This window comes from Prosthecobacter sp. (genome assembly GCF_034366625.1).
Taxonomy (GTDB): domain Bacteria; phylum Verrucomicrobiota; class Verrucomicrobiia; order Verrucomicrobiales; family Verrucomicrobiaceae; genus Prosthecobacter.
The window spans coordinates 441,043-467,198 of sequence record NZ_JAXMIH010000008.1; the positions used below are offsets into that span (position 1 = coordinate 441,043).

The window sequence follows — 26,156 nt, forward strand, 5'->3', positions numbered from 1 at the left end:
CAGCCTCCGCGCATTCTGATTGCATCCTCGCCATGAATCCGCCCACCGACTCCCTTTCCCGTCGTGATGCTCTCAAGGCCACCATCGCCTCGGTCGGTCTTTCCACGCTCGCCTTTGAGCCTGCAAAGGCTGTTCAACCCGCAGTCCCGGATGCAAGGCGTGGATCGACGAAGAAATACGACATGCTCAAGTCGATCAACCTCTGGGCCTTTCCGTATCCCGAGCGCATGACGCTGCGCGAGTGCCTGCAACTCGCGAGAGACGCCGGATTCGACGGCATCGAGCTGAACTACGACCTCGACAACGATCTCTCACCGAAACACGGCACGGCGGATTATGTCAAAATACGCAAGATGGCCGATGAGATCGGCATCCAGATCAGCGGACTCTGCTCCTTCCTCTTCTGGCCGTATCCGCTGACGAGCAACGATCCCGCCAAGCGTGCGCAGGGCATGGAGCTGGCTGGAAAGATCGCGCAATGCGCGCATGACCTCGGTGTGGAGAACGTGCTAGTTGTGCCGGGTGCCGTTCACATCCCGTGGCGCACGGATCACGAGCCGGTGGCGAATGATGTGTGCGACCAGCGTGCCCGCGAGGCTGTGGGCCAGCTCGAAAAGCAGGCCGCGAAACTGAAGGTCTGCCTCAACATCGAAAACATCTTCTTCAACGGTTATCTCATGACGCCAATGGAGATGAATGCCTTTGTGGATGGTGTCGGCAGCGAGCATGTGCGCGTGCATTTTGACACGGGGAACATCAGCATGTTCCAGTTCCCCGAGCATTGGGCCAAGGTGCTCGGCAACCGCACGAAGAACGTCCACCTGAAGGAGTTCACCAAAAAAGGGACCGATTTCAGTCTCGAAACCTTCCGCCCGTTGCTCGACGGCACCACGAACTGGCCCGCCGTCACCGACGCGCTCGCAGAGACAGGCTACAAGGGCTTCCTGACCTTCGAATACTTCCATCCGTATGCCCATTACCCCGAGGCGCTCATCTGGCAGACCTCCGACTCACTGGATCGCATCCTCGGCCGCAAATCATGAGCTGGGAGGTCATCACACTCTTGTTCCTTGCCGGACTCAGCGCCGGGTTCATCGACGCCATCGCGGGTGGTGGCGGTTTGATCTCGGTGCCGGCTTTGTTATGGGCCGGATTGCCGCCGCAGATGGCATTGGGCACGAACAAGATGCAGTCCACCTGGGGCACGCTGATGGCGGTAAGGAAGTATGCGAAGGCCGGATTGGTTTCGTGGCCTCAGGTGCGGCTCACGGTGCTTGTCACGTTTGTGTTCGCCTGCCTCGGCACCTGGACGGTCACGCAGGTGAGCAACGAGGTGCTCAAAAAGATCGTGCCGTGGATGTTGCTCGGCATCGCGGTGTATGTGTTGCTCAGTCCTGGCCTCGGGAGGACCGCCGCAAAAGCGAGATTGAGCTTGGTGGCCTTCGCTTGTCTCGCAGGAAGCGTGCTGGGCTTTTACGATGGCTTCTTTGGTCCCGGCACCGGCACGTTTTGGACGATGGCCTGCATCTCACTGCTCGGCCTGGAACTCACACGAGCCACCGCGTTCACGAAGGTGGTCAATCTCACGAGCAACATGGCCTCGCTGCTTGTGTTTGTGATTTCAGACCGCGTGCATTACCCCATCGCCTTCGCCATGATCGCCGGACAGCTTATCGGCGGGCGTCTCGGAGCTTCGATGGCGATCCGGCATGGCTCACCGTTCATTCGTGTCATTTTCATCACCGTCGTCTTCGCCATGGTGATCAAACTGCTGTGGGATCAATTTGGAACATGGGGATGATTTGTGGCGTCCGGCATGAATATGCAGGCCGTAATTGCCTCACACTCTCAAATGCCTATGATCGCCGCTCCCATGTCAACCATTCAGTCCTCGGCCAAAGGCCGCCAGTTCCCCAAGTTCGATCTCGCACGTCTGCTCGGCACCGTGTTCAAGCCGACCTTTGGCCGTAAAATCTGCATCCTCATCGACCTGCCTGATCTCGCCGAGGCGAAGGATTACGCGTTCTTGAAGAATCCGGCCCGAGCGATCCAGAAGCGCGCGCATGATCACTTCTATCAGGGCCTCAAAGACGGTGTTGCAGATGAATTGGCGCTCAAAGGCGGTGAAATGTATGCCTACACGCAGACGACTGGCAGCAATCTCGATCTGCCCGATCTCTGCGTTGATATGAGCGGCAAGGAGCTAAGCCTCGAACGCGACATCTACCCGAACTACGACATCATCCTCTGCATCTCCACCTTCAGTGCCACCGCGCCGCTGACGGCCTTTGCGAAGCAGTATGGCTTTCGTGGTGCGACGCTGCATGGCGTGAACGATGTCATCCTCAATTCGGGTCTCGCCGTCGATTATGAGGAGGTCAGTGTCGATGCGGAGAAGCTGCGACTTGCGATGACGCGCGCGGATTGGGTCGAGATCGACTTCACCGTCGAAAACGGTCCCGACATGACCGTGCGTCTCGAATTGAACCGCCAGGAAGCGCAGAAGAGCCACGGTCTCTGCCAGGGTGACACACCCGACATCGCGAACCTGCCTGCGGGTGAGGTCTATTTCGTGCCCACCGGTGCGGAAGGCACCTTTCCGCTCAAATACGAGGACGGCACGCTCGGCAAGCTCACCGTCACCGGCGGTTGCATCATCAAAGCCGAACTCATCGCAGGCAAACAGAGCACCATCGACGAACACAACGCCAAACTGGCCGACGATCCGATGACCGGCGTGCTGGGCGAGCTTGGCTTCGGCACGCAGGTGCTTCCCGTGTCCGGCGCAGACATCCAGGACGAAAAAGTGCTCGGCACCTGCCATCTTGCCACGGGTCGCGACGACCACCTTGGTGGACACATCACACCTGCGCAGTTCAAGCGTCATCAAAACGCCACGCACGACGACATTCTCTTTGCGCCCCACAAGACGCCGAACTTCGACATCAAGCAGACGCGCATGTTCCGCGATGGCCAGATCACCGTCCTCAACGAGCACTTCCAGCCGTCGAAATACTTGCTGGACGCACTGGCGGCGGAATAAGAGTCACGCCTGATGAACATCTACGAAACCCGGCGTCTGCTCGACGAATACCTGCTGTTTCATTACGGCCAGCCTGCGGAAGTGCTGCCGTGGGAAAACGGGCCGCGTGAGGCGCTGGGGTTTCCGGTGCGCACGGTGATGGAGCTGATCGATCTGCCGCGCACACCGTGTGAGGCGGTGGCGCTGGATCTCGGCTGCGCGGTGGGGCGGTCGAGCTTTGAGCTGGCGAATTTTGGCGTGAGCGTGCTCGGCATGGATTACTCGCAGAGTTTTGTTGATGCGGCGGCGGTGATGGCGCGTGATGGCAGCATGAATTACGAGCGTGTGGATGAAGGCAGCGCGAGGACAGCACTGGTGGCGCGTGTGCCGGAGAATCTGCGGCGGGATCGTGTGCGTTTCGAGCAAGGTGACGCGATGAACCTGCGCAGCGATCTTGGCGACTTTGACATCGTGCATGCGGCGAATTTGCTGTGCCGTTTGACTGATCCGTTGAAGCTGATCAAGCGTCTGCCGAGCCTCGTGAAGCCGGGCGGGCAGCTTTTGCTGACGACGCCATGTACCTGGCTGGAAGAATTCACGCCGCGTGGCAACTGGCCGCAGGGCTCGACGCGGGAATGGCTCACGTCACTGCTGGAGCCGCATTTTGATCTCTCGAAGACCTGCGACATGCCGTTCCTGATCCGCGAGCATGCGCGGAAGTATCAGTGGAGCGTGGCGCTGGGCATGCGGTGGCGACGGAAAGTCGAGGCGGTGTGATTTTGCGGGCTTGATTCGTTGTGGAGGTCCAGCCTAGGCTGCGCTCCGCATGAAAATCACGTTCCTCCTTGCCTCCCTCGTCGCCGCAGCCGCTGTGCAGGCGCAGACACCCAATTTTAAAGCACAGGAGATCGATAACGCGGTCGGCATCGGCTACGGGCTGGCCGTGGCGGATGTGAATGGCGACCGGCAGACGGACATCTTGCTGGCAGACAGCAATATGATCGTCTGGTATGAAAATCCGACGTGGAAGAAGCATGTCATCGCCGAAAAGCTCACAGAAAAGGATCATGTGTGCATTGCGGCGCGTGACATTGATGGCGACGGGAAATGCGAGATCGCCGTGGGCGCGGAGTGGAATCCGGGCGACACGACGGGCAGCGGCGCGGTGTTTTATTTGATCCCGCCAGCAGACCGCACACAGAAGTGGGAGCCGGTGAAACTGGCGCATGAGCCGGTGACGCATCGCATGAAATGGGTGCGCAACAGGGCAGGGCGCTATGATCTCGTGGTGGTGCCGTTGCATGGCCGTGGCAATGACAAGAACGCCGAGGGTGCCGGTGTGCGCGTGCTGGCCTACCACATGCCGGAAGATCCGCGCAAGGAGTGGAACACGACGCTGGTGCAGGGCACGATGCACAAGACACACAATCTCGACATCATCCCGGCGCCGGGCACCGAGGCAGAGAGTCTGCTGCTCTGTGGCCGGGAGGGCGTGGTGCGGCTGGATCAAACCGACAACGGCTGGAAGGAGCAGTGGATCGCAAAGCACCCGAAGGATTCAACGGAGCTGCAAGGCGCGGGCGAGGTGCGTTACGGGGCCTTCGCGGGCGGTCAGCCGTATGTGACGACGATTGAGCCGATGCATGGTGACAAACTCGTGATCTACACACCACCTGCTGACGGTCCGAAAAACGGCACTTGGCAGCGTCATGTGCTCAGTGATCAGCTCGTCGATGGCCACGCCATCGCCACGCATGATTTGCTCGGCTTGAACAACCGCCAGATCGTCGTCGGCTGGCGGGCGCAGCAGAAGATCGGCAAGGTGGCGGTGAAACTGTTCTGGACGACGAAAGAGGACGGCAACGGCTGGCAGGAGGCTTTCATCGATGACGGAGGCATGGCCTGTGAAGACGCGGTGTGTGCTGATTTGGATGGAGATCGCGACTTGGAGATCATTAGCGCCGGCCGTCGTAGCAAGAATGTTAAGATTTATTGGAATCAGCAAAACCAGTGAAACGAAATTCGCTGCACTGGCTCTAGTTGATGGGTTGCATGGGCGCGGGTTGTGCTCCTACAATCGCATCCGCCATGAAAGCCATCCGCCTCACAATCACTGCTGTCGGTATGCTCTTGCTGAGCCAGTGCGAACTGCCGCAGTTTCCGCTGTTTTCCTCACGCTTTGAGGTCGTGAGACGTCCGCTGCTGATATTGCCGCCATTTGCCTCGCAGTCGTCGATGTATGTCTGGCATGGAAGCGGCAGGCCCGGGCCATTGAGCGTGAACATCGATCTCAGCGAGCAGAAGGCCTATCTGTTCAAAAGCGGCCAGAATGTCGGCTGGACGTATGTGGCGACGGGCCGCAGTGGCTTCGCGACTCCGACAGGCACTTTCCGCATCATGGAAAAAATCGCGGACAAACGCTCGAACCGCTATGGCATGATCGTGGATCGCCATGGCAACGTGGTGAACAGCAACGCGACGGCGGGCGTTTCACGCATTCCGCCAGGAGGCCGCTTCGTTGGAGCGCAGATGCCGTACTGGATGCGCATCACGGGCTACGGAGTCGGCTTGCATGCGGGGGTGATTCCCCGTCCTGGTTCCCCGGCCTCTCATGGTTGCATCCGCCTGCCGCGAGACATGGCGGAAACGATCTACCAGCATGCGCCCGTGGGTTCGCGGGTGACGATCATGCGGTGAGGGGAGTTTGCAGTGGTTGACGATGGTTGACGATGGTTGACGATGGTTTGCCGGAATCAGAGGCTCGTCGTCACATATGCGTTGGAAGCCGTCGCCGTGCCGGTTTGGAAAAACCACTGTCAACCATCGTCAACAACGGTAAACCACCGTCAACTTCCCTCCACCGCCTCTGCCAGAATCTCCTCAAAGCGCTTCAGCCATGCCTGCGTGCTTGCTTCACGCAGCAGCCACTGGCGTCCGGCACGGCCGATGACGAGGCGTGCGGTGCCCGGCGTGGCTTCCATCGCCAGCACATCATTCACGAGGCCGGGCACATCGCCCGGCTCGTGCTGCAAACCGGTGACGCCATGCTGCACGATCTCCCCCAGGCCTCCTGTTTTGGCGGCGAGCACGGGTTTGCCAAAGTCATACGCCTCGTACACCACGAGCCCCAGCGGCTCCCACCACGTGGAGGGCACAATGACCGCCCGGCAGCGCCGCAAGGCCTCGCGTTTTGTTTCGCCAGAAATGTGGCCGAGCTGGCCGATGTAGGGGTTCGTGCGCACGCGTTGCTGCACGGCGTCATCGAGCGGGCCTTCACCCGCGAGATGCAGCAGCGGCGTGTTTTTGCCGAACTGCGCACGCAGCGCGTCCCACGTGTCGAGCAGCGGGATGACGCCCTTGGTTTCGACCAGCCGCCCGAGAAACAGGTAGTAGCCCGCGTCTTCGACCACAGGCGGCTGCGGCAGGGCATTCCAGGCATGACGCAGCGTATGCACACGCTGCGCAGGCAGCGCTCCGGCGGCGACGAGCTTCTGCCGCATGAAATCCGACACCGCAATCCAGGCCTTCACGCTTTTCAGCCAGCCGCTGTGTTGCAGAGCCTTCAGCATCACGGCAAACAAGGCGCTCTTGACGACGGAGTTCTGCCACGCTCCGGCGCGCACTTCCCTCCAATGACTGCCGTAGAGCGCGTCGGGTATCAGCTTGCCATTGGCATGCAGCGTGCCGCCGACGGAGAATGGCCGGAAGTTATGCAGAAACTGCACCACCGGCAGTCCACGTTTCATAGCAGCATGATACAGCGAGGGAGATCCGACCGGGTGGACGTTGTGAAAAACCGCCGCGCCTGCGCCGCTCGTGTCCAGAGCCGATTCAAAACGACCACGTGCCTCTTGATTGTAAAACAGCCGCGTCGCCTGCCGCCATGGTGAAGGTGCCTGCTCGCCGGTCCACTCCGCGCTGTCGAACCGGCACCACGTCATGTCATGCAGGGTGGAGAGGTCGGTGTGGATTTTGTCCACGATCATCTCCTCGCCACCTTTGAAGAGGTAGCGGTTGAAGACATGCAGCAGGGCGCGGGGTGGGCTGGGGGAAAGGGATGCCATCGGAAAATCAGAGCACAAAAAGCCTGCGCCGCCTGTTTGCCAAGCAGGACACGGGCCACGCGTAGGATTCTGGCATGAAATGCAGAGCCGTCTTGCCTAAATTCCCGCTTCGTGATATTCACGCTCACCATGAAGCCCGCAAACCGCAGCCTCTTCATCGCGACAGCCTTCTTTGCACTTGGCGCACTCGCGCAGGATGCCGCTTTGCGCCCGTGGAAGGACGCGCAGGGCCGCATCATCCAGGCATCCTTCGTCAGCGCCACGGCCGACGGCGTCATTTTGAAGGTGGCGGATGGCAAAGAGCATCAAATCCCGCTCGCACGTCTCAGCGCCGAGGACCAGGCGTTCGTGAAGAGCCTGGCTCCCGCACCCGCTCCATCGACCGCCCAAGGCGCCACACCGGCTGTTGCCGCCGCTTCGTTGAACCGCCTCCCACTGGAGAAGCGCACCTGGCCGGAAAATGTCGCTGTGCCGACGAAATCCATCGAGATCCAGATCGTCGAGGAGAATCCTGTCGCACGGAAGTGCGTGTATCGTTCCGAGGCTTTCGAGTTCACCTCGCAGGCCAAGCTGGCCGGCAGTGTGATGAAGGAAGTCGCGCGAACCTTCGAGGCCACGAGGACGCTCGTCTCCTCGTTGCCTTGGGGCGTTGTTTGCAGGCCGCCGGAAGGCATGGAGCGCTATCAGGCCGCGCTGTATGAAACGCGCCAGGACTACAAGGACGCAGGCGGTCCCGAAAACTCCGGCGGCGTGTACATGAGCGGCGAGAAAATCTTCAAAGTCCCTTTTCCCAGCATTGGCCTCAAGCTTCTCGGCAAGACCTACGCCAAGGACGCTGATTACGACGGCGGCACCCTCATCCACGAGATCACCCATCAGGTGATGGACGACTACCTCACCTTCCTGCCCGTGTGGGTCATCGAAGGCACTGCGGAATACACCGAGATGCTGCCCTACAACGCCGGCAAATTCCGCGCCGAGGCCCACAAGACCGGCATCCGCGACCACATCCAGGAAATGCAGAAGCGCGGCTACGCCATCGACATCGGCAATCTGGAGACGCACATGACGATGAACCGCGCCACCTGGTCCGGCATCGCCGATACTTCCAACAAGAAGATGGGCGAGCTCTATTTCCGCTCCGCGCTGCTCGTCTATTTCTTCTGCCATCTCGACGGCGTCAAAAAAGATGGAGACAAGCAGGGCACGCGTTTCATCAAGTTCATGGACGCCGTGTATGGCGAGGTCGAGGCGCTGCGCACTTTTTTCAAAGATCCCCGCGTCAAACGCTTCCCCGACGGCCGCTTCAGCTATCCCACCAGCTTTCCACCGCCGGACATGAAGGGCGAGACCGCCCCCTTCAAACATCTGCACCTCCTGCTCGATGAACGCGGTTATTCACAAATCGCGCAGGAGATCATCGCCGCCTACAGGGACATTGGCGTCAAGATCACGGTCAATTGAGCCGCTTGCCGCAAAACGAGGGCGGAGATCTCTGCATGTCGCCTTCCGGAGGCAATTTCGCGGCTTTTGCGCCCCCGCATTTGACGCACCCCCACGACTGTGCAAGATGCCGCGCTTTCCGGCCCGCCAAGCGCGGCGAATCCACCCGATTCCTCTCCCCGGCCCCCTGAAAGCGCCCACGACGACGCTTCCCATTTCAGTTTTCCAAATTTCAGCTTTCAGCTTTTATCCACCCCCATGCCCAAAGACACCACCATCAAAACCATCCTCGTCATCGGTTCCGGCCCCATCGTCATCGGCCAGGGCTGTGAGTTCGACTACTCCGGCGTCCAGGCCTGCAAGGCTCTGCGTGAGGAAGGCTATCAGGTGGTGCTCATCAATTCCAATCCGGCCACCATCATGACGGACCCGGAGTTCGCGTATCGGACCTACATCGAGCCGATCAATCCCGAGATCGTCGAGAAGATCATCATGATCGAGAAGCCAGATGCGCTGCTGCCGACGCTCGGCGGCCAGACGGCGCTGAATTGCGCCATGTCGCTGTGGAATGCTGGCACGCTGACCAAACATGGCGTGCGCATGATTGGCGCGAATGCGGAGGCCATCGAGAAAGGTGAGGACCGGCTCAAGTTCAAGAACGCCATGCTCAAGATCGGCCTCGACCTGCCGCAGTCCGGCGTGGCTCACACGATTGAAGAAGCCCGCGCCATTGCGGAGCAGATCGGCACCATGCCTCTCATCATCCGCCCCGCCTACACGCTCGGCGGCACCGGCGGCGGCATCGCTTACAACAAGGAGGAGTTTGAAACCATCACGGCCAGCGGACTCGATCTCTCGCCCGTGACGGAAGTGCTCATCGAGGAGTCGTTGCTCGGCTGGAAGGAGTTCGAGATGGAGGTCATCCGCGACAAGGCGGACAACTGCGTCATCATCTGCTCCATCGAGAATCTCGACCCCATGGGCGTGCACACCGGCGACTCGATCACCGTGGCACCGATCCAGACGCTCACGGATCGCGAATACCAAATCATGCGCGACTTTTCCTTCGCCTGCATCCGCGAGATCGGTGTGGAGACGGGTGGATCAAACATCCAGTTCGCAGTGCATCCCGACACGGGCCGCATGATCGTCATCGAGATGAATCCGCGCGTCAGCCGCAGCTCCGCGCTCGCGTCGAAGGCCACCGGATTCCCCATCGCGAAGATCGCCGCCAAGCTCGCCGTCGGCTACACGCTCGACGAGTTGAAGAACGACATCACGCGCCACACGCCCGCCGCATTCGAGCCCACCATCGACTACGTCGTCACCAAGATCCCGCGTTTCACCTTCGAGAAATTCCCCGGTGCCAATGAAACGCTCACCACGCAGATGAAATCCGTCGGCGAGGCCATGGCCATCGGCCGCACTTTCAAAGAGAGCCTGCAAAAGGCCCTGCGCAGCCTGGAGATCAAACGCTTCGGCCTCATCGGCGATGGTGCCGACAAGGAAGTCGATGACGAAACCCTCACCACCAAGCTCACGGTGCCAAACGCCGAGCGCATCTTCTTCCTCGGCCAGGCCTTCGCGAAGGGCTGGGATGTGGAGAAGGTCTTCTCGCTCACCAAGATTGATCGCTGGTTCTTGCGGCAGATTGAGGAGATTGTCGTCGAATCGTCCATGATCTATCGCGAAGAATCGAACTTCGCATGTCATGGTGATGCAGAAATGATGGCTGCGAATCCAGCCTTCGGAACTCACAAAGATGAATGCGCCGCAAGTGTTCGTCGCATTAAAAAGCTCGGATTCTCAGATCGTCAGATCGCCGCTCAAACAGAAGTGTCGGAATCAACTGTCCGCGCCGCACGCAAAGCTCTCGGCATCATCCCCACCTACCGCCTCGTGGACACCTGCGCCGCCGAGTTCGAGGCCTTCACGCCTTACTACTACTCCACCTACGGCATCGAGGACGAAGTGCGCGACAACGACCGCAAAAAAGTCATGATCCTCGGTGGCGGCCCGAACCGCATCGGCCAGGGCATCGAGTTCGACTACTGCTGCGTCCATGCCAGCTTCGCCCTGCGCGAGCTGGGCTACGAGACCATCATGGTCAACTCCAACCCCGAGACCGTCTCCACCGACTACGACACCTCCGACAAGCTCTACTTTGAGCCCCTCACCCTCGAAGACGTGCTCAACATCTACGAGCGCGAAAACCGCCACGACCAGGTGCTCGGCGTCATCGTCCAGTTCGGCGGCCAGACCCCGCTCAATCTCGCCAAAGGCCTCGAAGAAAACGGCGTCCGCATCATCGGCACCTCGCCGAAGAACATCGAACTCGCCGAAGACCGCAAGATGTTCGCCAAGCTGCTCGACGACCTCGGTTTGCACCAGGCCGAAAGCGGCACCGCCACCTCGTTGGAGGAGGCCCTCGCCATCACCGCGCGCATTGGTTACCCCAGCCTCGTGCGCCCCAGCTTCGTGCTCGGCGGCCGCGCCATGCAGATCGTCTATAGCGACGCCGAACTCACCCACTACATGAAGAACGCCGTCGAGGCCACGCCCGACCGCCCCGTGCTCGTGGACCGCTTCCTCGAAGACGCCACCGAGGTCGATGTCGATTGCATCAGCGACGGCGAGACCACCGTCATCGGGGCCATCATGGAGCACATCGAAGAAGCCGGCATCCACTCCGGCGACAGCGCCTGCGTCATCCCGCCCTTCAGCCTCAGCAACTCGATGCAGGACCGCATCCGCGACGCCGCCAAAAAGCTCGCCAAGGCCCTCAACGTCCGCGGTTTGATGAACATGCAGCTCGCCGTCAAAGGCGACGACTTGTATGTCATCGAAGTCAATCCCCGCGCCTCCCGCACCGCGCCCTTCGTCAGCAAAGCCATCGGCGTCCCACTGCCCAAACTCGCCGCCAAGATCATGGCCGGCAAAACCTTGAAGGAACTCGGTTTCACCGAAGAAGTCATTCCGAAGCATCACAGCGTCAAAGAAGCCGTCTTCCCCTTCAGCAAGTTCACCGGCGTGGACATCATCCTCGGCCCCGAGATGAAGAGCACCGGCGAAGTCATGGGCATCGACTACGACCTCGGCATGGCCTTCGCCAAGAGCCAGATGGCCGCCGGCGGCACCCTGCCCACCAAGGGCAACGTCTTCATCAGCGTCAAAGAAACCGACCGCCCCAACGTCGTCCGCATCGCCAAAGGCTACGCCGACCTCGGCTTCACCCTCTACGCCACCAGCGGCACCGGCAGCGTCATCAGCGAAGCCGGCATCCCCGTGAACATCCTCCCCAAACTCGCCAGCGGCCAGCGCCCCAACGTCATCGACCTGATGAAGAACAAGGACATGGCCCTCGTCATCAACACCCCCAGCGGCAAGAACCCGCGTGAGGATGAGGTGAAGATCCGCACCGCCGCCATGCAGAACCGCATCCCCATCATGACCACGCTGCGTGGAGCCGATGCCGCGCTGCGTGCGATCAAGTCACTGCAAGGCAGCGAGGTGCAGGTGCGGGCTTTGCAGGAGTATCACAAGTAAGTGATTTGAAATGGCGAACCAAGACACAGTCCTAATCCTCGGTGCAGGTGCCAGTAAGCCTTATGGCTTTCCGACCGCTTCAGAACTTGGGCTGATGATAAATGGGGAACTTCCGGACGCATTCGCCAAGCTCAAATACAACGACATGCTACGCGAACCAGTTGGTTCGTGGCAAAAGTTCCTTGAAGCGTGTTTTGTGCCCACAAAGGAGGCTCCCCACCATCCGTTTTTCATTCAGTTGCAGAAGCAGTTTCGCGAATCCGAGATCTACTCGATTGATCGGTTCGCGTTCCTTCATCCGAACTCCGAGACGATGGCAAGACACTACATCGCTCTAATTCTGTTGTTGTGCGAAAGGCAAAGCACACTCAGCAGCGGGTGGTATAGGGCATTCTGGAATGATGTGCTCATCCCCACCATCACAAGCGATTCAGCACCATTGGAGATCGTAACCTTCAATTATGACCGGTCCTTGGAGGAATACGTCCGACGAGCATCCAAGGCAGCATACCCAACTCGGCAGAAGGAGGTGCTCGCCAAAATCCGAATCCATCACGTCTATGGATCTCTCGGCAAACTAGGGCATGGAGATGGTTGCGTCGAATACGGTGAACCAAACTACTTTGAAAACTCGACTCCGTTCATCAAACTTATCCCTCCTAGGGCAGAAGCGAATGACAATCTCGGAGACCTCATAGCTTCCAAAAAGAAGGCCCTCTTTCTTGGCTTTGGATTTGATGAATTGAACCTCGGTGTGCTGGGTATCCACGCTGGGAGGAGACCCAAACAAATATTTGCCAGTAGAATGGGCTTATCGAAGCGACTTGAAAAGGCTGCTGAAGAACGGTTGGGGCCTGTCAATTGGGGCGGTCCGACTCAAGACGTCGAAAAGTTCATTCACGAAAGCGAGGCCTTCGCGTGATAGGAGCGCGGACACTCCTGTCCGCCTCTTCGCTTCGCGGCTTCGCCGCCATTGCAACATTGCGGGCAAGAGTGCCCGCGCTCCCCTCGATTAGCATGAATCATGAAGTTCTTCGATCCGCGAGGGGACATCGAAAAGACGGCCCACAAGCTGCCCCATTGGCAGCAAGGCGAGGTGGCGATCTTCGTCACTTTCCGCCTCGCCGACTCGCTGCCGCGTGAACTTCTCGATGACTGGCTTCGCGCCCGCGAGGCCTTCCTCGCCGCGAATCCGCCGCCGTGGGACGACATCACCGAAGCCTGCTACCACGGCCAGTTCTCCGACAAGCTCGACGAACACCTCGACGTCGCGCACGGTTCCTGCGTCTTGCGTGATCTAGGCCTCGCCCAAATCGTCGCCGACCGCCTCCATCACTTCGACGGCCATCACTTCGACGGCCAACGCTACGACCTCTGGAGCTACGTCATCATGCCCAATCACGTCCACGTCCTCTTCACGCTCCGCGACGGCGAATCCCTCCCCGACACACTCCAAGGCTGGAAAGGCGTTTCGAGCCGTCTCATCCACAAAACCGGCCTCAGCGCCCTGAATCCCTTTTGGCAGCCCGATTACTTCGACCGCCTCATCCGCAGTCCCGAGCACTTCAACACCGTGAAGGCCTACATTCGCGAGAATCCGGCGAAAGCCGGTTTGAAGACGGGTTTTGTGCTTTGGGAGCGAAGCTGATTGAGAGGAGTGCGGGCACTCTTGCCCGCTTCATTCAAATGGCGGCGAAGCCGCGACAATGAAGAGGCGGACAGGAGTGTCCGCGCTCCTCTCTCAATCCCCTCACGCCAGCGCCTCTTTGCAATACTGCACGCACTTCGCCACTTCCTTCACGGCGTCGGAGCCTTCGGGGATCTTGTATTCGAGCTCGATCTCGGCTGGGAAGGTCCACTTCTCTTTCTTCATCAACTGCAGCACTTCCTTGATCGGTGTCTGGCCTTGGCCCCAGGCCACGTTGCCGCCGTCGGCAGTGCGGTCCTTGAGGTGGAGGTTCGTGATGCGGCTGTGATACTTCTCCAGCACGGGAATCGGCGACTTGCCCTTCGTCCCGGCGACGTAGTGGCCGATGTCGAGGTTGAAACCGATGTATTGGCCGAGGTCCAGGATGGAGTCGAACTTGTCCATCTCTGGCAGGTTGTTCGTGTGGTTGTGAAAGCCGACCCAGATCTTGTGCTTGTCCGCAAACGGCGCGACACGCGCGGCAAGGATGGCATTGCGCTCGGTGGTGACGCCGGTGCAGCCCAGCGCCTTGGCCACGAGGAAGCTGAACTCGATCTCCTCATTCGACTGACCGAAGCCCATCTTGTGGATGTGAATGTTCACGCCCGCGTCGTTGTACATCTTCCTAAGTTCACGGCACTTTGCGAGCTGCTGCTCACGCTCCGCGTCCGTGGCCTTGCCTTTGATGCCGGCGAAGTCCTGGATCGGTCCGCCCATGAGTTCCGTCTCGCTGAGGCCGTCATCAAGCAACGCCTTCAGCGTCTCCTCCGCCGTCTTCGCCATGCTGCGGTAGCTGTAGGTGATGCAGCCGATGCGCACGCCGTTGAAAACGGAGTTCGGCTTCTCCGCAGCCGAAGCGAATCGAGGAAGGGTGAGGCCAGTGGCGGTGGCGAGAGCTGTGCCGAGGAAATGGCGGCGGGAGAGTGGGTTTGAGATCATGGGTGGGCTGGATTTGAGGTGTGCGGCTTCTTCTGCCTGAATGGCAGGGAAATCAAGGACGTGGAGGCGAGGGGTTCCTCTCCCCTCTTGCCGCTTTCATCTCCCCACGCTAACAGGAAAGCATGACCCTCACGCTTCCCAAGTGGTTCGACCTTCACACGCATTTCCGCCAAGGCCCGGCGATGGCTTCGTATGTCAAAGCGCATCTCGACATGGGCTGTGCAGGCGCTTTGGCGATGCCGAATACGCAGCCGCCAGTGTCGCGGGTCTCGGGTGCGGCTCAAAGCGATGGCTGGAGCATCGAGAGCTACTCGGCGGAGCTGCGTGCGGCGGGGGCGGAGGCCTTTGAGCAGCTCATCGTCCCGCTTTACCTCACGCGGCAGACCACGGCGGCGATGATTCGCGAAGGCGCAGCATCGGGCCTGCTACGCGCCTGCAAATACTACCCGCCGCATGGCACCACTAACTCGGAGCATGGCATGCCGATGGATGACCTCATCGGTGGCGAGGTATTCCGCGCCATGGAGGAGTGCGGCATCGTTCTCTGCATTCATGGCGAGCAGCACGCACTGACCGGGCCGGACTACATCGACGCACAGCAGAATGCGGAGACGCGGTTCTACACGGAGCGGATGCCGCGACTGCTCGCAGCGTATCCGAAATTGCGCATCGTGTGCGAGCACATCACCACGCGCACGGCGGCGGAGTTTGTGGCGGCGGCACCGGAGCATTTCGGGGCCACGATCACCCCGCAGCACCTGCTTTATACGCTAGGGCATCTGATTCAGGGGCTGAAGTATCACCTCTACTGCCTGCCCATCGTGAAGTTCCAAGATGATCGCGCCGCGCTGCGACAAGCGGTGACGACCGCAGGCCAAACCAAGTTCTTCGCCGGCACGGACAGCGCTCCGCACACGACGAAGGCGACGGCCTGTGGCTGCGCAGCCGGTTGCTTCACCGGCGGCTGTGCTCCTCAGCTTTATGCGATGGCCTTTGAAGAAGCAGGCGTCGATCTAGGCACCAGCGAAGGCCAGGCCCTCTTCGAGCGCTTTCTCTGCCTCAACGGCCCCGTTTTCTATGGCTTCCCGGCATCATCACAGTGTTTCCAGATGGAAAAGACGCCTTCACAAACGCCGATCCTTGAAACACCCGCAGGCCCCGTAACACCACTACCGCTGGGCATGAGCATCGAGCTGACATGGCGTATAGTCGCGTGAGAAGAACCCATTCACGCCCATGCCATCACTGAACGTCATCGCCACGTTGCGCACCTGCTACACCGACAAGTTCGGCGTACCGCGGCAGTCCGGGCTGGTGCCGAGTGCGTGGGGTGTGATCGAGTTTGAGCCGGCGTATCGGCGCATCGAAGCAGTGCGTGGCATTGAAGAGTTCAGCCACCTCTGGCTCATCACGCAGTTTCATCTGGTGAACGACGAGCCGACCTCACTCACCGTGCGCCCACCGAAACTCGGTGGGAACGAGAAACGCGGCGTGTTTGCCACACGTTCGCCGTTCCGACCAAACCGACTGACCTTGAGTGTGGTGAAGCTGGATCGCGTGGAACTGGAAGGCGACCTGGCACCGCGATTGTTAGTGTCCGGCGTCGATCTGGTCGATGGGACACCCATTTTCGACATCAAACCGTATGTGCGTTATGCGGATTCGATTCCCGAGGCCCACAGCGGCTTCGCGGACACTCCACCGCCACAGGTTCCGGTGATCTGGGAGTGTGTAAGCCTCGCACCTGACGACGTACGGGTGATCATCGTCCAATCCCTCGCTCAGCAGCCGCAACCGGCTTACCATGACGATTCAGATCGTGAATATGCGACGGAGATCGCGGGCTGGCGGGTGAAGTGGGCTGCGACCACCGATGGCGCGAGAGTGAAGAGTTGCGAACGGGTGGCATGAGGACAGGCCAAAAAGCGTGTCACAATCGAACGAAGTGATGGGCGTCGGCTGTATTGGCTGTTGGGCATATGTCTCCGAGCCAGATCCGCCATCACTCCGCAAGACACCGGCCATGTTCGATGTCGTGGCTGAGCGTATTCGTCATGGGAACCGTTTTCAGCATCCCGCAGTTCATGGCGGCGGAGGCGCAGACTCCCGCGCAGGCTTTGTTTGCCCAACATTGCGAGAAGTGCCACTCCGGTACGAAACCCAAAGGCCGTTTTGCCGTCGCAAGTCTGTCGGACGATTTCACCGACAAGAAGAACCGCGAGCATTGGCTGGCCGTGCTGGAGCAGCTCAAGAATGGTGAGATGCCGCCGAAGGAGAAACCACGCCCACCTGAAAAGGAACTGCACAGCGTGATGGAGTGGATCAGCACGCGCTCGGCATCGGCGGAGAACGCCCGGCGTGAAACTGAGGGGCGTGTGGTGATGCGGCGGCTGAATCGGGCCGAGTATGCGAACACGGTGCGCGATCTGCTCGGCGTGGAGGTTGATTTGTCCGATCTGCTGCCGCCGGACACCTCGACGAACGGTTTCGATAACAACGCCGAGCTGCTGCACACCTCGTCGTATCTCATGCGCAGCTACCTCGATGCGGCGGATCGCGTCCTCGATGAGGCCATCGCGAACGAGCCGCAGCCGTGGATCTTGAAGAAGCGTTTCGACATCAGGGAGGAACGCTCCGTGAAAGCCAAGGGCAGTGTTTACCGGCACATCCCCGATGGCGTCGCCATCTTCGCGGCGTGGGAGTCGGCGAACATCCGCGTCACGATGTGGAACTTCCGCAGCCATGTGCGCGGCAAGTATCGCTTCCGCATCTCCGGCTACGGCTTTCAGAGCGAGGGCAAGCCCATTACCTTCCGCGTCACCGCTGGCACGCTCAAAGAAGTGACCGAGGAGCATCTCATCAACTACTTCGCCGTGCCTGCCGACAAACCGACGGTGATCGAGTTCACCGAGCAACTGGAACCCGAGAACCGCATCCGCATCCTTGCCACAGGCCTGCCGGCGCTGCCACCGGCGGTGGAGAAAGTCGGTGCCGACAAATACAAGGGGCCGGGACTCGTTATCCAGTGGGTCGATGTCGAAGGGCCGCTGCTGGAGTCCTGGCCACCGCCGAGTCACAAGGCGATCTTTGGCGACCTGAAACAAGAGCGCGTCGCACCCGAACGCTTCGAAGTCGTCTCGCAGCAGCCGATGGTCGATGCCGAGCGCATCCTGCGCGAGTTCGCACGACGGGCGTTTCGTCGCAACGTGACCGATGACGACATCAAGCCCTTCCTCGCTCGCGTGAAATCCAGGCTGGAACAAGGCTACACCTTCGAGCAAGCCATGCGTGTCGGTCTCAAAGGCGTGCTGGTTTCGCCCGATTTCCTCTTCCTCCGTGAGAAAGGGCCCAAGCTCGATGACTTCGCACTCGCCAGCCGCCTCTCGTATTTCCTGTGGAGTTCGATGCCCGACGAGACGCTCTTGAAGCTCGCTGCAGCGAACAAGCTTCACGAAGCGGAGGTGTTGCGCGCACAAGTCGAGCGCCTGCTGAACGATCCCAAGGCCAAGGCATTCAACACAAACTTCACCGGCCAATGGCTCAGCCTCCGCGCCATCGACGCCACCTTGCCTGATCGCACGCTCTACCCCGAGTATGACGACATCCTCAAGACGGCGATGATCAAAGAGACCTCGCTGTTCTTCGACGAAGTGTTGAAGAATGACCTGCCGCTCACGAACTTTGTCAGTTCCGACCTCACCTTCCTCAATGCCCGCCTCGCGAAGCATTACGGCATCCCCGGCATCGAAGGCATGGAAATGCGCAAGGTCGCGCTGCCTCCAGGCAGTCATCGTGGTGGGCTGCTCACGATGGGGAGCATCTTGAAGGTCACCGCCAACGGCACCACCACCTCGCCGATCATTCGCGGCTCCTGGGTGTTGGAGCGCATCCTCGGCACGCCACCGCCGAAACCGCCTGCAGACGTGGAAGCCATCGAGCCCGACATTCGTGGTGCCACCACGATTCGTGAGCAACTCGCGAAGCATCGCAAGGTCGAAAGCTGCGCCACCTGCCACAGCAAGATCGATCCGCCCGGCTTCGCGCTCGAGAGCTTCGACGTCATCGGCGGTTGGCGCGATCACTACCGGGCCCTCACCAACGGCGGCGAAAAAGATGCTCAAGGTCGTCGGGTTCGCCCTGGCCCTGCGGTGGACCCCGGCGATGCTCTGCCCGACGGACGACGTTTCCAAAACATCGTCGAATACAAGAGGCTCATCCTCGAAGACAAAGACCAGCTCGCCCGCAACCTCGCCGAAAAGCTCCTCGCCTACGGCACTGGCGCAGCACCGACACACGCTGACAAGCCGCAGATCGAGACCATCGTCACCCGGCTCCGCGACAAGAACTACGGCTTCAAAGCGTTGATCCACGAGGTCGCGCAGAGCCCCCTGTTTCAGAGCAAGTAGCGATTGGTTAACCCAGAATCATCCATGAACATTCACCGCCGCCACTTCATTCGATCCACGGGCATCTCACTCGCGTTGCCATGGCTCGACATCTTCGCTGATGACACGAAGCGCAACGCTGCTGCGACGCATCCGCCGTGTCGTATGATCTGCATCTGCGCACCACTCGGGCTGCATCCCGATAACTTCTTCCCCACACAATCTGGCAAGGACTATGTGCTTTCGCCTTATCTCGACATTCTGAGGGACTTCCGCGATGAGTTCACGGTCATCTCCGGGCTGGCTCATGCGGGCATGGGTTCGAGCTTCGCGCATCAGGCATCTGCTAGCTTCCTCACGGGTGCGCCGGGCGCAGGCAGGCCGGGATTTCGCAACGCGATCTCCCTCGATCAATTCGCCGCCGATCACATCGGCACGCAGACACGGTTTCCGAGCCTCGCTTTGTCAGGTGAAGGCTCTGGTGGCCTGTCCTGGACTCGAACGGGCGCCTTGATTCCTGCCGATAATTCGCCTTCCAAAGTTTTCGCTCGCCTGTTCCTCGAAGGTCGCGCTGATGATGTGCAGGACCAACTGCGCCGTCTCGAAGACGGCCGCAGCATTCTCGATGATGTCCGCGATCAGGCGAAGTCCCTGCGCACCAATCTCGGCAGCGAAGACCGCGGCAAGCTCGACGAATACCTCACCAGCGTCCGCGAACTCGAGCAGCGCATGGTCAACGATGAGAGCTGGGCGAAGAAACCGAAGCCCAAGGTCAACGTCGAACCGCCCAAGGACATCCCCAATGCCGCCGACCTCATCGGCCGCACCAAACTGCTCTTTGATCTCACTCATCTCGCGCTCCAGACCGATTCCACGCGGCTCATCACCATCATGCTCGCCGGTTCCACCTTCGCGCCGCCCATCGAAGGCGTGTCGCTCGGCCACCACGATCTCTCGCATCACGGCAAAGACCCTGGAAAGCTCGCGCAGCTCAGGATCGTCGAGAAGGAAACCATGAAGACCGTGCGCGACCTGCTCACGAAGCTCAAGCAATCGCAGGAAGCTGACTCCAACCTGCTCGACCGCACCACCGTCTTCCTCGGCAGCAATCTCGGTGACGGCAGCAGCCACTCCACCAAGAACCTTCCCGTCCTGCTCGCCGGCGGCGGCTTCCAGCACGGCCAGCATCTGCCCTTTGATGCCAACAATCCGCCGCCCTTGTGCAACGTCTACGTCAACATGCTCCAACGTCTGAGCATCGAAACCGACAAGTTCGGCACGAGCACAGGAACGCTGACCGGATTGGAGATGAAGAGGGTGTAACGCTTTCCATCCAATCTGATCATGAAACGCATCGCCATTCTGCTGTTCGCCTGTGCCGCCAGCGCGAGGGCGCAGGACTTTTCAAAGTCATTGCAACCCGCGCTCAAGACCTACTGCCTCGATTGCCACAACGAGAAGAAAATGGAGGGAGAGTTAAATCTGGCGCGGTTTGGGACCGAAGCGTCCGTGCTCGCGGAGCGCAAGGTGTGGAGGCGTGTCTGGGAAATGCTGCACAATCGCGAGATGCCGCCGCCGGACGAAGAGCAGCCCGGCGAAGACCAGCGGCTGGCGTTGACAGACTGGATCGAGCAGATGCTGGCGCGACCGATGGAAGGTGGCGCGCCTGACCCCGGGCATGTGCCGCCGCGCCGGCTCACGGCGAGGCAATACAATGCCACGGTGGCGGATTTGTTTGGCGTTCAGCGGCGGGTGACGTTTTACGATCCACAGCGCAAGGGCGGCGGGATGCCGGAGATGGTGCGCTTTGTCCTGCACCGGCAGTTTCAGGAGCCGCTCGTCCATTTGCCGCCCGATCCAGCGACCCATGGCTTCGATTCGATGGCGGAGTCGCTGAACCTGCCGCCCTTCCTGATGGAGAAGTATCTCGACGCGGCGGAAAAGCTCACCGCGCGCGAGGACATCCAGCAGGCGTTTTACCGTCGCACGGGCCGCCAGCAACAGCGTGGAGGCGATCCGATGGAAATGGATCGGTGGATAATCGCGGAAGCCTTGAAACATGCTTTTCGTCGTCCGTCGGATGAAAAGGAACTGGCGCGCTACACGGGCTTTTACGATCTGGCGATCAAGAACGGCGAAGATCGCACGAAAGCGATGGCGGTGGCGATGCGCGCCATCCTGGTGGCCCCACAATTCCTGTTCCGTCTCGAAACAGGTGTCGTGAGTGAGGAAAAGAACGGCGTGAGGCCGCTGACGGATCACGAACTGGCCGCGCGGCTCTCCTATTTCCTTTGGGACACGATTCCTGACCGCGATCTGGCTTACGCAGCGGATGAAGGAAAGCTAAGCGATCCCGAGGCGCTCGCCGCACAGGCGCGCAGAATGCTGCGTGACTCGCGCGCGGAGGAGTTCATTCGTGATTTCAGCATGCAATGGCTGCGCATTCAAAACATCAGCAGCCACGCGCCGGATCCGTCCGTGCTCGGCGCGTTCAATAACCGCCTGAAGAATTTCAATGAAGCGCTCGCGTCCGAAATCCTGCTGCTGTTCGCGACCGTGATGGCGGAGGATCGCAGCGTGCTCGATCTCGTCGATCCTGACTTCACCTGGCTGAACCTCACGTTGTGCAACGTGTATGGCATCGAGAACCGTCCTTACACAGGCGTCGGGAAACCGGGCAGCGCGGAATGGCTGCGCTATCCCATCACGGACCGTCGTCGCGGCGGGATCATCACCGCCGGGGCCACTTTGATGGTGAACTCGAATCCCACGCACACGAATCCGGTCAAACGCGGCAAGTGGCTGCTGGAGGCAGTGCTGGGTCAGGAGCCGCCGCCGCCCTTGCCGAACGTTCCGAATCTCGATGCCACCCCTGTGGTGCAAGGCGGCCTGCCCATCCGTGAAAAACTTGCGCAGCATCGCACCGACGCGGCATGCGCCTCATGCCATACGCGGCTCGATCCTCCCGGGCTTGCGCTGGAAAATTACGACGCGATCGGCGTGTGGCGCGACACCGAAGGCAAAGCGGCAATCGATCCCTCCGGCACATTGAAGGACGGAACGAAGTTCAACGGTCCCATCGGTCTCAAGGACATGCTGCGCGGCCCCAAACGGAACGAATTCGTCCGCTGTCTGACCGAGCACCTCTTCACCTACGCGCTCGGCCGGCCAGTGCAGCACTACGACATCGCCACCATCCAGGGCATCGTGAAGAAAGCCGAGGCGGATGGTTATCGCTTCTCGACGCTCATCACGGAGATCGTGAAGAGTTATCCCTTCCGCCATCTGAAAACCAACCCGGACACCTTGTGACATGAACATTCTTCGCAAACGCACTCTCTCCCGCCGCACGTTGCTGCGCGGCGCTGGTTCCATGCTCGCGCTGCCATGGCTTGAGATCATGGCTGCCCCGGCGAAGGAGGCACCCCTGCGCTCCGTCTTCATGTTTGTGCCGGGCGGTGTGAATCACGATGAATGGCTGCCAAAGACCGAAGGCGCGGATTATCAGCCGGGCAAGACGCTCGCCGCGCTCGCACCCGTGCGGCAGCATGTGCTGGTCTTGAGCGGCCTGAATGCGCGGCATGGCGAGGTCGGCGCCAACGGCCATCCTCTCGGCACCGCCCCATGGCTCAGCAGTGCGCCTCTGAATGACAAGGATCGCGGCGGCTACTGCACCGACATTTCGGTGGACCAGCTTATCGCCAATCAAGTCGGCAAGGACACGCGACTGCCATCGCTGGAACTCGGCTGCGATTCTGACAGCCGCAGCATGCACGAGACCAACATCTCCTGGCGCGGCCCAGCATCGCCGATGGGCAAGGAATTCAACCCGCAGGACATCTACAACCGCCTCTTCGCCGACCCCAAGGCCGATGTGTATCGCACTAGCATTCTCGATGCCGTGCGCGAGGACGCGAAACGGCTCAGCAGCCAGTTGGGCGGCATCGACAAGGAGAAGATCGACGAATACTTCGAAGCCGTTCGCTCCATCGAACGCCGGATCGAGTTTGCCTCCCGTCATCAATTGGAGAACCCTCCCGAGATCAAACTGCCATCAGGCGTGCCGCCCGACTACCTGGAGCATACCCACCTGCTAACCGACCTGCTGGTGCTCGCGCTGCGCACCGACACGACCCGTGTTTCCACCTTCATGCTGAACAATGAACCGGGGCGCGCCAGTTGGAATGAGATCGGCATCCGTGAACATCATCATGGCCTCGCCCATCTCGATCCACGCACCGCCGAAGGCCGCGACAAGCTCGACAAGCTGCAACGCATCGATCAAGCCTACGTCGAAATCTTCGTTCGCATGCTCCAGCAGCTCGCCGCTTTGCCCGAGGGCGAAGGCACCGTGCTCGACCACTGCCAGGTCGTTTACGGCAGCGGCCTGACCTGGGGTCGGCTGCACAATCGGGACGACCTGCCCCTGCTGCTCGCCGGCGGCGGCAACGGCATGATCCGCGGCGGCCGCCATGTACGCTACCGCGGCGAAGCCTTCGCTGATCTCCATCTGGCGATGCTGCGCAATGCAGGAGCGCAAATCGAGCGCACCGCAGACAGCAAGGCACCGCTAAGGGGGTTGGCGTGAGCTGTCCTCGACACAACAGGAAATCGTACCTTCTCCAGCACTCAAGCCTATCGGAGCAGTTCGCCCATCGCATCGTCGCAAGGGAGGCAGCAGGGACATCTTCAGCAAGCACTGGCCGAGACCGTAGAGTGTCTGATGGAGTTCATCCGCCTCGTGGTGCGCGAGGTAAACGTGATTGGGCATCATGCGTCACTACCGCTGCGCTTCATTGCCTGATCGAAAGCGGAGGACAAAGGTTTTGCATTCATGGCCGCGTATTCTCGGGCGAACTCCTCTAGCAGCTCCATGTCCACGAGATCCTTGCGGCGATTCGATGCCTTCTTGCTGGCGATGATGTCGCGCAGGTTGGCGATGGGAAAGATGTCTTCCATCACGCGACGGGATTTCGCGGCACTGAAAGATTCGATGCCGTCGGGTGCATGAATGATGTCCACGTCGAAAGGGCCGTCTTTGATTTGCACGAAGTCTTTGCCGGTTAGCAGTGCCTTCTCAGTCTCCTCGTCGAGATGAAAGCCGAGTTCGCGCAGGGCGGCGATGCAGCGACGAGCGTTGTCGGCGTCCTTCGGCGCAAAGAGGTCCAGATCGAGGGTGGTGCCTGGATAGCCAAGCAGGATGGCACCCGCCTTGCCCAGGAAGAGGTAGTCGGCACCGTGCTGTGCGAGGGCCTCTGCCAACTCTCGAGCCTGGGCGAGTTCAAACTTGGGCTGTCGATTGGGCTCGTCCATAGCCGAGATAGGAGGGCTGATGCTGCTCACACCAAGCCCGATACTCGCCCATGGTGGCGAAGGAGCGGTTGACGTGCTCGCGGTTGCTGACCCGCACGAAGCCATATTTCAGCCGGGCGCTGAGCGGGCGCTTCATCTGGCGGCGGCATTGCTCGCGCCAGAGTGAAAGGGTTTGTTCGTCGGTTTGTGGCATGCTGAAAATTACCGAAGAAGGGCAACCAAGCAAGGGCGGTTGCAGAAGCGGCCAGACCATCGAATCGCCCGCCATTTGAATGAACCGAACAAGAGTGACCGCGATCTTGTCGGAAAAGTCGTTGCCCCGCGCGGCAAGCCCATGATTCCTGTCAGCGTAATGCTTGCTGAACAAAACCATCCGACCATGAACGCTTCACTTCCCACTCGACGTGCCTTTTTGAAATCCACCGGTGCGTTTGCCGCAGTTTCTGCCGCATCGTCCGTGATCGCAGCGCCAAATGACAAGATCTCCGTGGCCTGCATCGGCATTCGCGGACGCGGGAACTCGGTGATGCACAGCTTCATCGCCGAGCCGGACTGCGAGGTGACGCATCTGTGCGATGTGCGCGAGGCGGTGCTCTCGCAGCGCGGCGCGGAGGTGAAGGCGAAGACGGGGAAGATGCCGAAGCTGGTGAAGGACTACCGTGAGCTGCTGAGCGATCCGTCGATTGATGCTTTCATGGTGGCGACGCCGGATCATTGGCATGCGCTTTTGACCATCGAGGGCTGCCTGGCGGGGAAGGATGTGTATGTCGAGAAGCCGGCGAGCCACAACATCCAGGAAGGCAAGGTAGCGGTGGCAGCAGCTCGCAAGAAGGATCGCATGGTGCAGATGGGCACGCAGATCCGCAGCGCGAAGTTTCTGCATGAGGCGCGTGAGTTTGTGAAGAGCGGCGCACTCGGAAAGGTGATCACAGGTCGTGCGTGGGAAACCGGGCGGTCAGGCGCGGTGAAGCTGGTGGCGGATGGCACGCCGCCTCCGGGCATCGACTACAACCTGTGGCAGGGGCCATCGCCGGAGCGCGTTTACAACCAGACCATCGTGGAAGGTGCATGGCGCTGGATGTTCGATTACGGCACGGGCGATCTCGGCAACGACGGCGTGCATCGCATCGACTACTGCCGCTATGTGATGGGGCTGGATACATTCCCCGAGGCGATCAGCGCTTCCGGCGGGAAGTTCTTCTTCGATGATGATCAGCAGTGGCCGGACACGCAGATGGTGACGTATGACTACCCCGGCCACATCATCCAATACGAGATGCGCCTCTGGTCCAAGTCGAAGCTCTTCGGCGCGGGCGAAGGCGCGGTGATCTATGGCGAAAACGGCTGGCTGCAACTCACGAACACTTCCTGGAAGGCCTACGACCCAGACGGGAAGATCATGAAGGAAGGCAGCAGCGATGTCGGCCAGACGGCGCATGTGCGGAACTTCCTCGATGCGGTGCGCAGCCGGAAGCGCGAGTCGCTCAATCAAGAGATCTACTCCGGCCACATCAGCACCGTGATGTGCCACGCGGGCAACATCGCCTGGCGCACCGGCAAGAAGCTGCGCTTCGACGCGAAGACGGAGACCTTCGACGATGCGACGGCGAATGTGCTCATCGGTCGCGAGCACCGGAAGGGATTTGAGTTGCCGAAGATCGGGTAGAAACCGTCAAACTGGTCAAGGATTGGTCAAGTATCGTGCTTTTTGCCCTTCTTGACGCTCTTGGCCTTTGACGGCGAAGCCGCTTTGACAA

Annotated in this window: 21 protein-coding genes; 17 read left to right on the forward strand and 4 right to left on the reverse strand. The window is 60.3% G+C overall.

Annotated elements, in window-relative coordinates; genetic code table 11:
• The first annotated feature begins 32 nt into the window (after positions 1-32).
• The 6 genes from U1A53_RS10250 (at position 33) to U1A53_RS10275 (ending at position 5,719) form a co-directional block, all read left to right on the forward strand.
• The gene (locus U1A53_RS10250; RefSeq protein ID WP_322280611.1) at positions 33-1,043 is read left to right on the forward strand and encodes a sugar phosphate isomerase/epimerase family protein; all 1,011 of its coding nucleotides are present in this window, start codon (positions 33-35) and stop codon (positions 1,041-1,043) included.
• On the forward strand, positions 1,040-1,801 hold the full coding sequence (locus U1A53_RS10255) for a TSUP family transporter (protein WP_322280612.1): 762 nt from the start codon (positions 1,040-1,042) through the stop codon (positions 1,799-1,801). Before U1A53_RS10250 ends, U1A53_RS10255 begins: the two co-directional genes overlap by 4 nt.
• A 72-nt stretch (positions 1,802-1,873) precedes the next feature.
• Positions 1,874-3,043: a hypothetical protein gene (locus U1A53_RS10260; RefSeq protein ID WP_322280614.1), complete on the forward strand. Its 1,170-nt coding sequence runs from the start codon at positions 1,874-1,876 to the stop codon at positions 3,041-3,043.
• A 12-nt stretch (positions 3,044-3,055) separates the two neighbouring features.
• Positions 3,056-3,799, forward strand: coding sequence for a putative 4-mercaptohistidine N1-methyltransferase (locus U1A53_RS10265; RefSeq protein WP_322280616.1), 744 nt, complete (start codon positions 3,056-3,058; stop codon positions 3,797-3,799).
• 49 nt (positions 3,800-3,848) lie between these two features.
• Positions 3,849-5,036, forward strand: coding sequence for an FG-GAP and VCBS repeat-containing protein (locus tag U1A53_RS10270; protein ID WP_322280618.1), 1,188 nt, complete (start codon positions 3,849-3,851; stop codon positions 5,034-5,036).
• A 74-nt stretch (positions 5,037-5,110) separates the two neighbouring features.
• Positions 5,111-5,719, forward strand: a complete 609-nt coding sequence (locus tag U1A53_RS10275; RefSeq protein WP_322280621.1) for a L,D-transpeptidase — start codon at positions 5,111-5,113, stop codon at positions 5,717-5,719.
• A gap of 149 nt (positions 5,720-5,868) precedes the next feature.
• On the opposite strand, the gene U1A53_RS10280 is transcribed toward U1A53_RS10275, so the two are convergent.
• Positions 5,869-7,086, reverse strand: a complete 1,218-nt coding sequence (locus U1A53_RS10280) for a glycosyltransferase family 4 protein (protein ID WP_322280623.1) — start codon at positions 7,084-7,086, stop codon at positions 5,869-5,871.
• Positions 7,087-7,215: 129 nt separating this feature from the next.
• On the opposite strand from U1A53_RS10280, the gene U1A53_RS10285 reads away from it, so the two are divergent.
• The 4 genes from U1A53_RS10285 to U1A53_RS10300 all read left to right on the forward strand — a co-directional run bounded on the left by U1A53_RS10285 (position 7,216) and on the right by U1A53_RS10300 (position 13,723).
• Positions 7,216-8,550: a hypothetical protein gene (locus tag U1A53_RS10285; RefSeq protein ID WP_322280625.1), complete on the forward strand. Its 1,335-nt coding sequence runs from the start codon at positions 7,216-7,218 to the stop codon at positions 8,548-8,550.
• Between the two features lie 237 nt (positions 8,551-8,787).
• Positions 8,788-12,075: a carbamoyl-phosphate synthase large subunit gene (gene carB / locus U1A53_RS10290; RefSeq protein WP_322280627.1), complete on the forward strand. Its 3,288-nt coding sequence runs from the start codon at positions 8,788-8,790 to the stop codon at positions 12,073-12,075.
• Between the two features lie 10 nt (positions 12,076-12,085).
• Positions 12,086-12,997 carry a hypothetical protein gene (locus U1A53_RS10295; RefSeq protein WP_322280629.1) on the forward strand — a complete coding sequence of 304 codons (912 nt, stop codon included), beginning with the start codon at positions 12,086-12,088 and terminating at the stop codon, positions 12,995-12,997.
• A 102-nt stretch (positions 12,998-13,099) separates the two neighbouring features.
• Positions 13,100-13,723, forward strand: coding sequence for a transposase (locus U1A53_RS10300; protein ID WP_322280631.1), 624 nt, complete (start codon positions 13,100-13,102; stop codon positions 13,721-13,723).
• A gap of 102 nt (positions 13,724-13,825) precedes the next feature.
• Here U1A53_RS10300 and U1A53_RS10305 read toward each other — a convergent pair whose 3' ends face one another.
• Positions 13,826-14,701, reverse strand: coding sequence for a sugar phosphate isomerase/epimerase (locus U1A53_RS10305; RefSeq protein ID WP_322280633.1), 876 nt, complete (start codon positions 14,699-14,701; stop codon positions 13,826-13,828).
• A 122-nt stretch (positions 14,702-14,823) separates the two neighbouring features.
• Between U1A53_RS10305 and U1A53_RS10310 the strand changes: the two genes are divergently transcribed.
• The 6 genes from U1A53_RS10310 to U1A53_RS10335 all read left to right on the forward strand — a co-directional run bounded on the left by U1A53_RS10310 (position 14,824) and on the right by U1A53_RS10335 (position 23,674).
• Positions 14,824-15,918 (forward strand): hypothetical protein, encoded by a 1,095-nt coding sequence (locus U1A53_RS10310; protein ID WP_322280635.1) that lies wholly within the window; start codon positions 14,824-14,826, stop codon positions 15,916-15,918.
• Between the two features lie 19 nt (positions 15,919-15,937).
• Positions 15,938-16,612, forward strand: coding sequence for a tRNA (N6-threonylcarbamoyladenosine(37)-N6)-methyltransferase TrmO (gene tsaA, locus U1A53_RS10315; RefSeq protein ID WP_322280637.1), 675 nt, complete (start codon positions 15,938-15,940; stop codon positions 16,610-16,612).
• Positions 16,613-16,755: 143 nt separating this feature from the next.
• On the forward strand, positions 16,756-19,107 hold the full coding sequence (locus tag U1A53_RS10320; RefSeq protein WP_322280639.1) for a DUF1592 domain-containing protein: 2,352 nt from the start codon (positions 16,756-16,758) through the stop codon (positions 19,105-19,107).
• A 24-nt stretch (positions 19,108-19,131) separates the two neighbouring features.
• Entirely contained in the window at positions 19,132-20,409 is a 1,278-nt protein-coding gene (locus U1A53_RS10325; protein ID WP_322280641.1) for a DUF1552 domain-containing protein, read from the forward strand.
• A 21-nt stretch (positions 20,410-20,430) separates the two neighbouring features.
• A complete protein-coding gene (locus tag U1A53_RS10330; protein ID WP_322280642.1) occupies positions 20,431-22,398 on the forward strand; it encodes a DUF1592 domain-containing protein in 1,968 nt (655 codons plus the stop codon).
• A 1-nt stretch (position 22,399) separates the two neighbouring features.
• Complete coding sequence (locus tag U1A53_RS10335) at positions 22,400-23,674, forward strand: DUF1552 domain-containing protein (RefSeq protein ID WP_322280643.1); 1,275 nt, start codon at positions 22,400-22,402, stop codon at positions 23,672-23,674.
• 182 nt (positions 23,675-23,856) lie between these two features.
• Here U1A53_RS10335 and U1A53_RS10340 read toward each other — a convergent pair whose 3' ends face one another.
• Together U1A53_RS10340 and U1A53_RS10345 are read right to left on the reverse strand one after the other, a co-directional pair.
• Complete coding sequence (locus U1A53_RS10340) at positions 23,857-24,399, reverse strand: hypothetical protein (RefSeq protein WP_322280645.1); 543 nt, start codon at positions 24,397-24,399, stop codon at positions 23,857-23,859.
• Positions 24,368-24,772 carry a hypothetical protein gene (locus U1A53_RS10345; protein WP_322280647.1) on the reverse strand — a complete coding sequence of 135 codons (405 nt, stop codon included), beginning with the start codon at positions 24,770-24,772 and terminating at the stop codon, positions 24,368-24,370. Before U1A53_RS10345 ends, U1A53_RS10340 begins: the two co-directional genes overlap by 32 nt.
• Positions 24,773-24,778: 6 nt before the next feature.
• Between U1A53_RS10345 and U1A53_RS10350 the strand changes: the two genes are divergently transcribed.
• Positions 24,779-26,065: a Gfo/Idh/MocA family oxidoreductase gene (locus U1A53_RS10350; protein WP_322280649.1), complete on the forward strand. Its 1,287-nt coding sequence runs from the start codon at positions 24,779-24,781 to the stop codon at positions 26,063-26,065.
• Positions 26,066-26,156 lie beyond the last annotated feature (91 nt).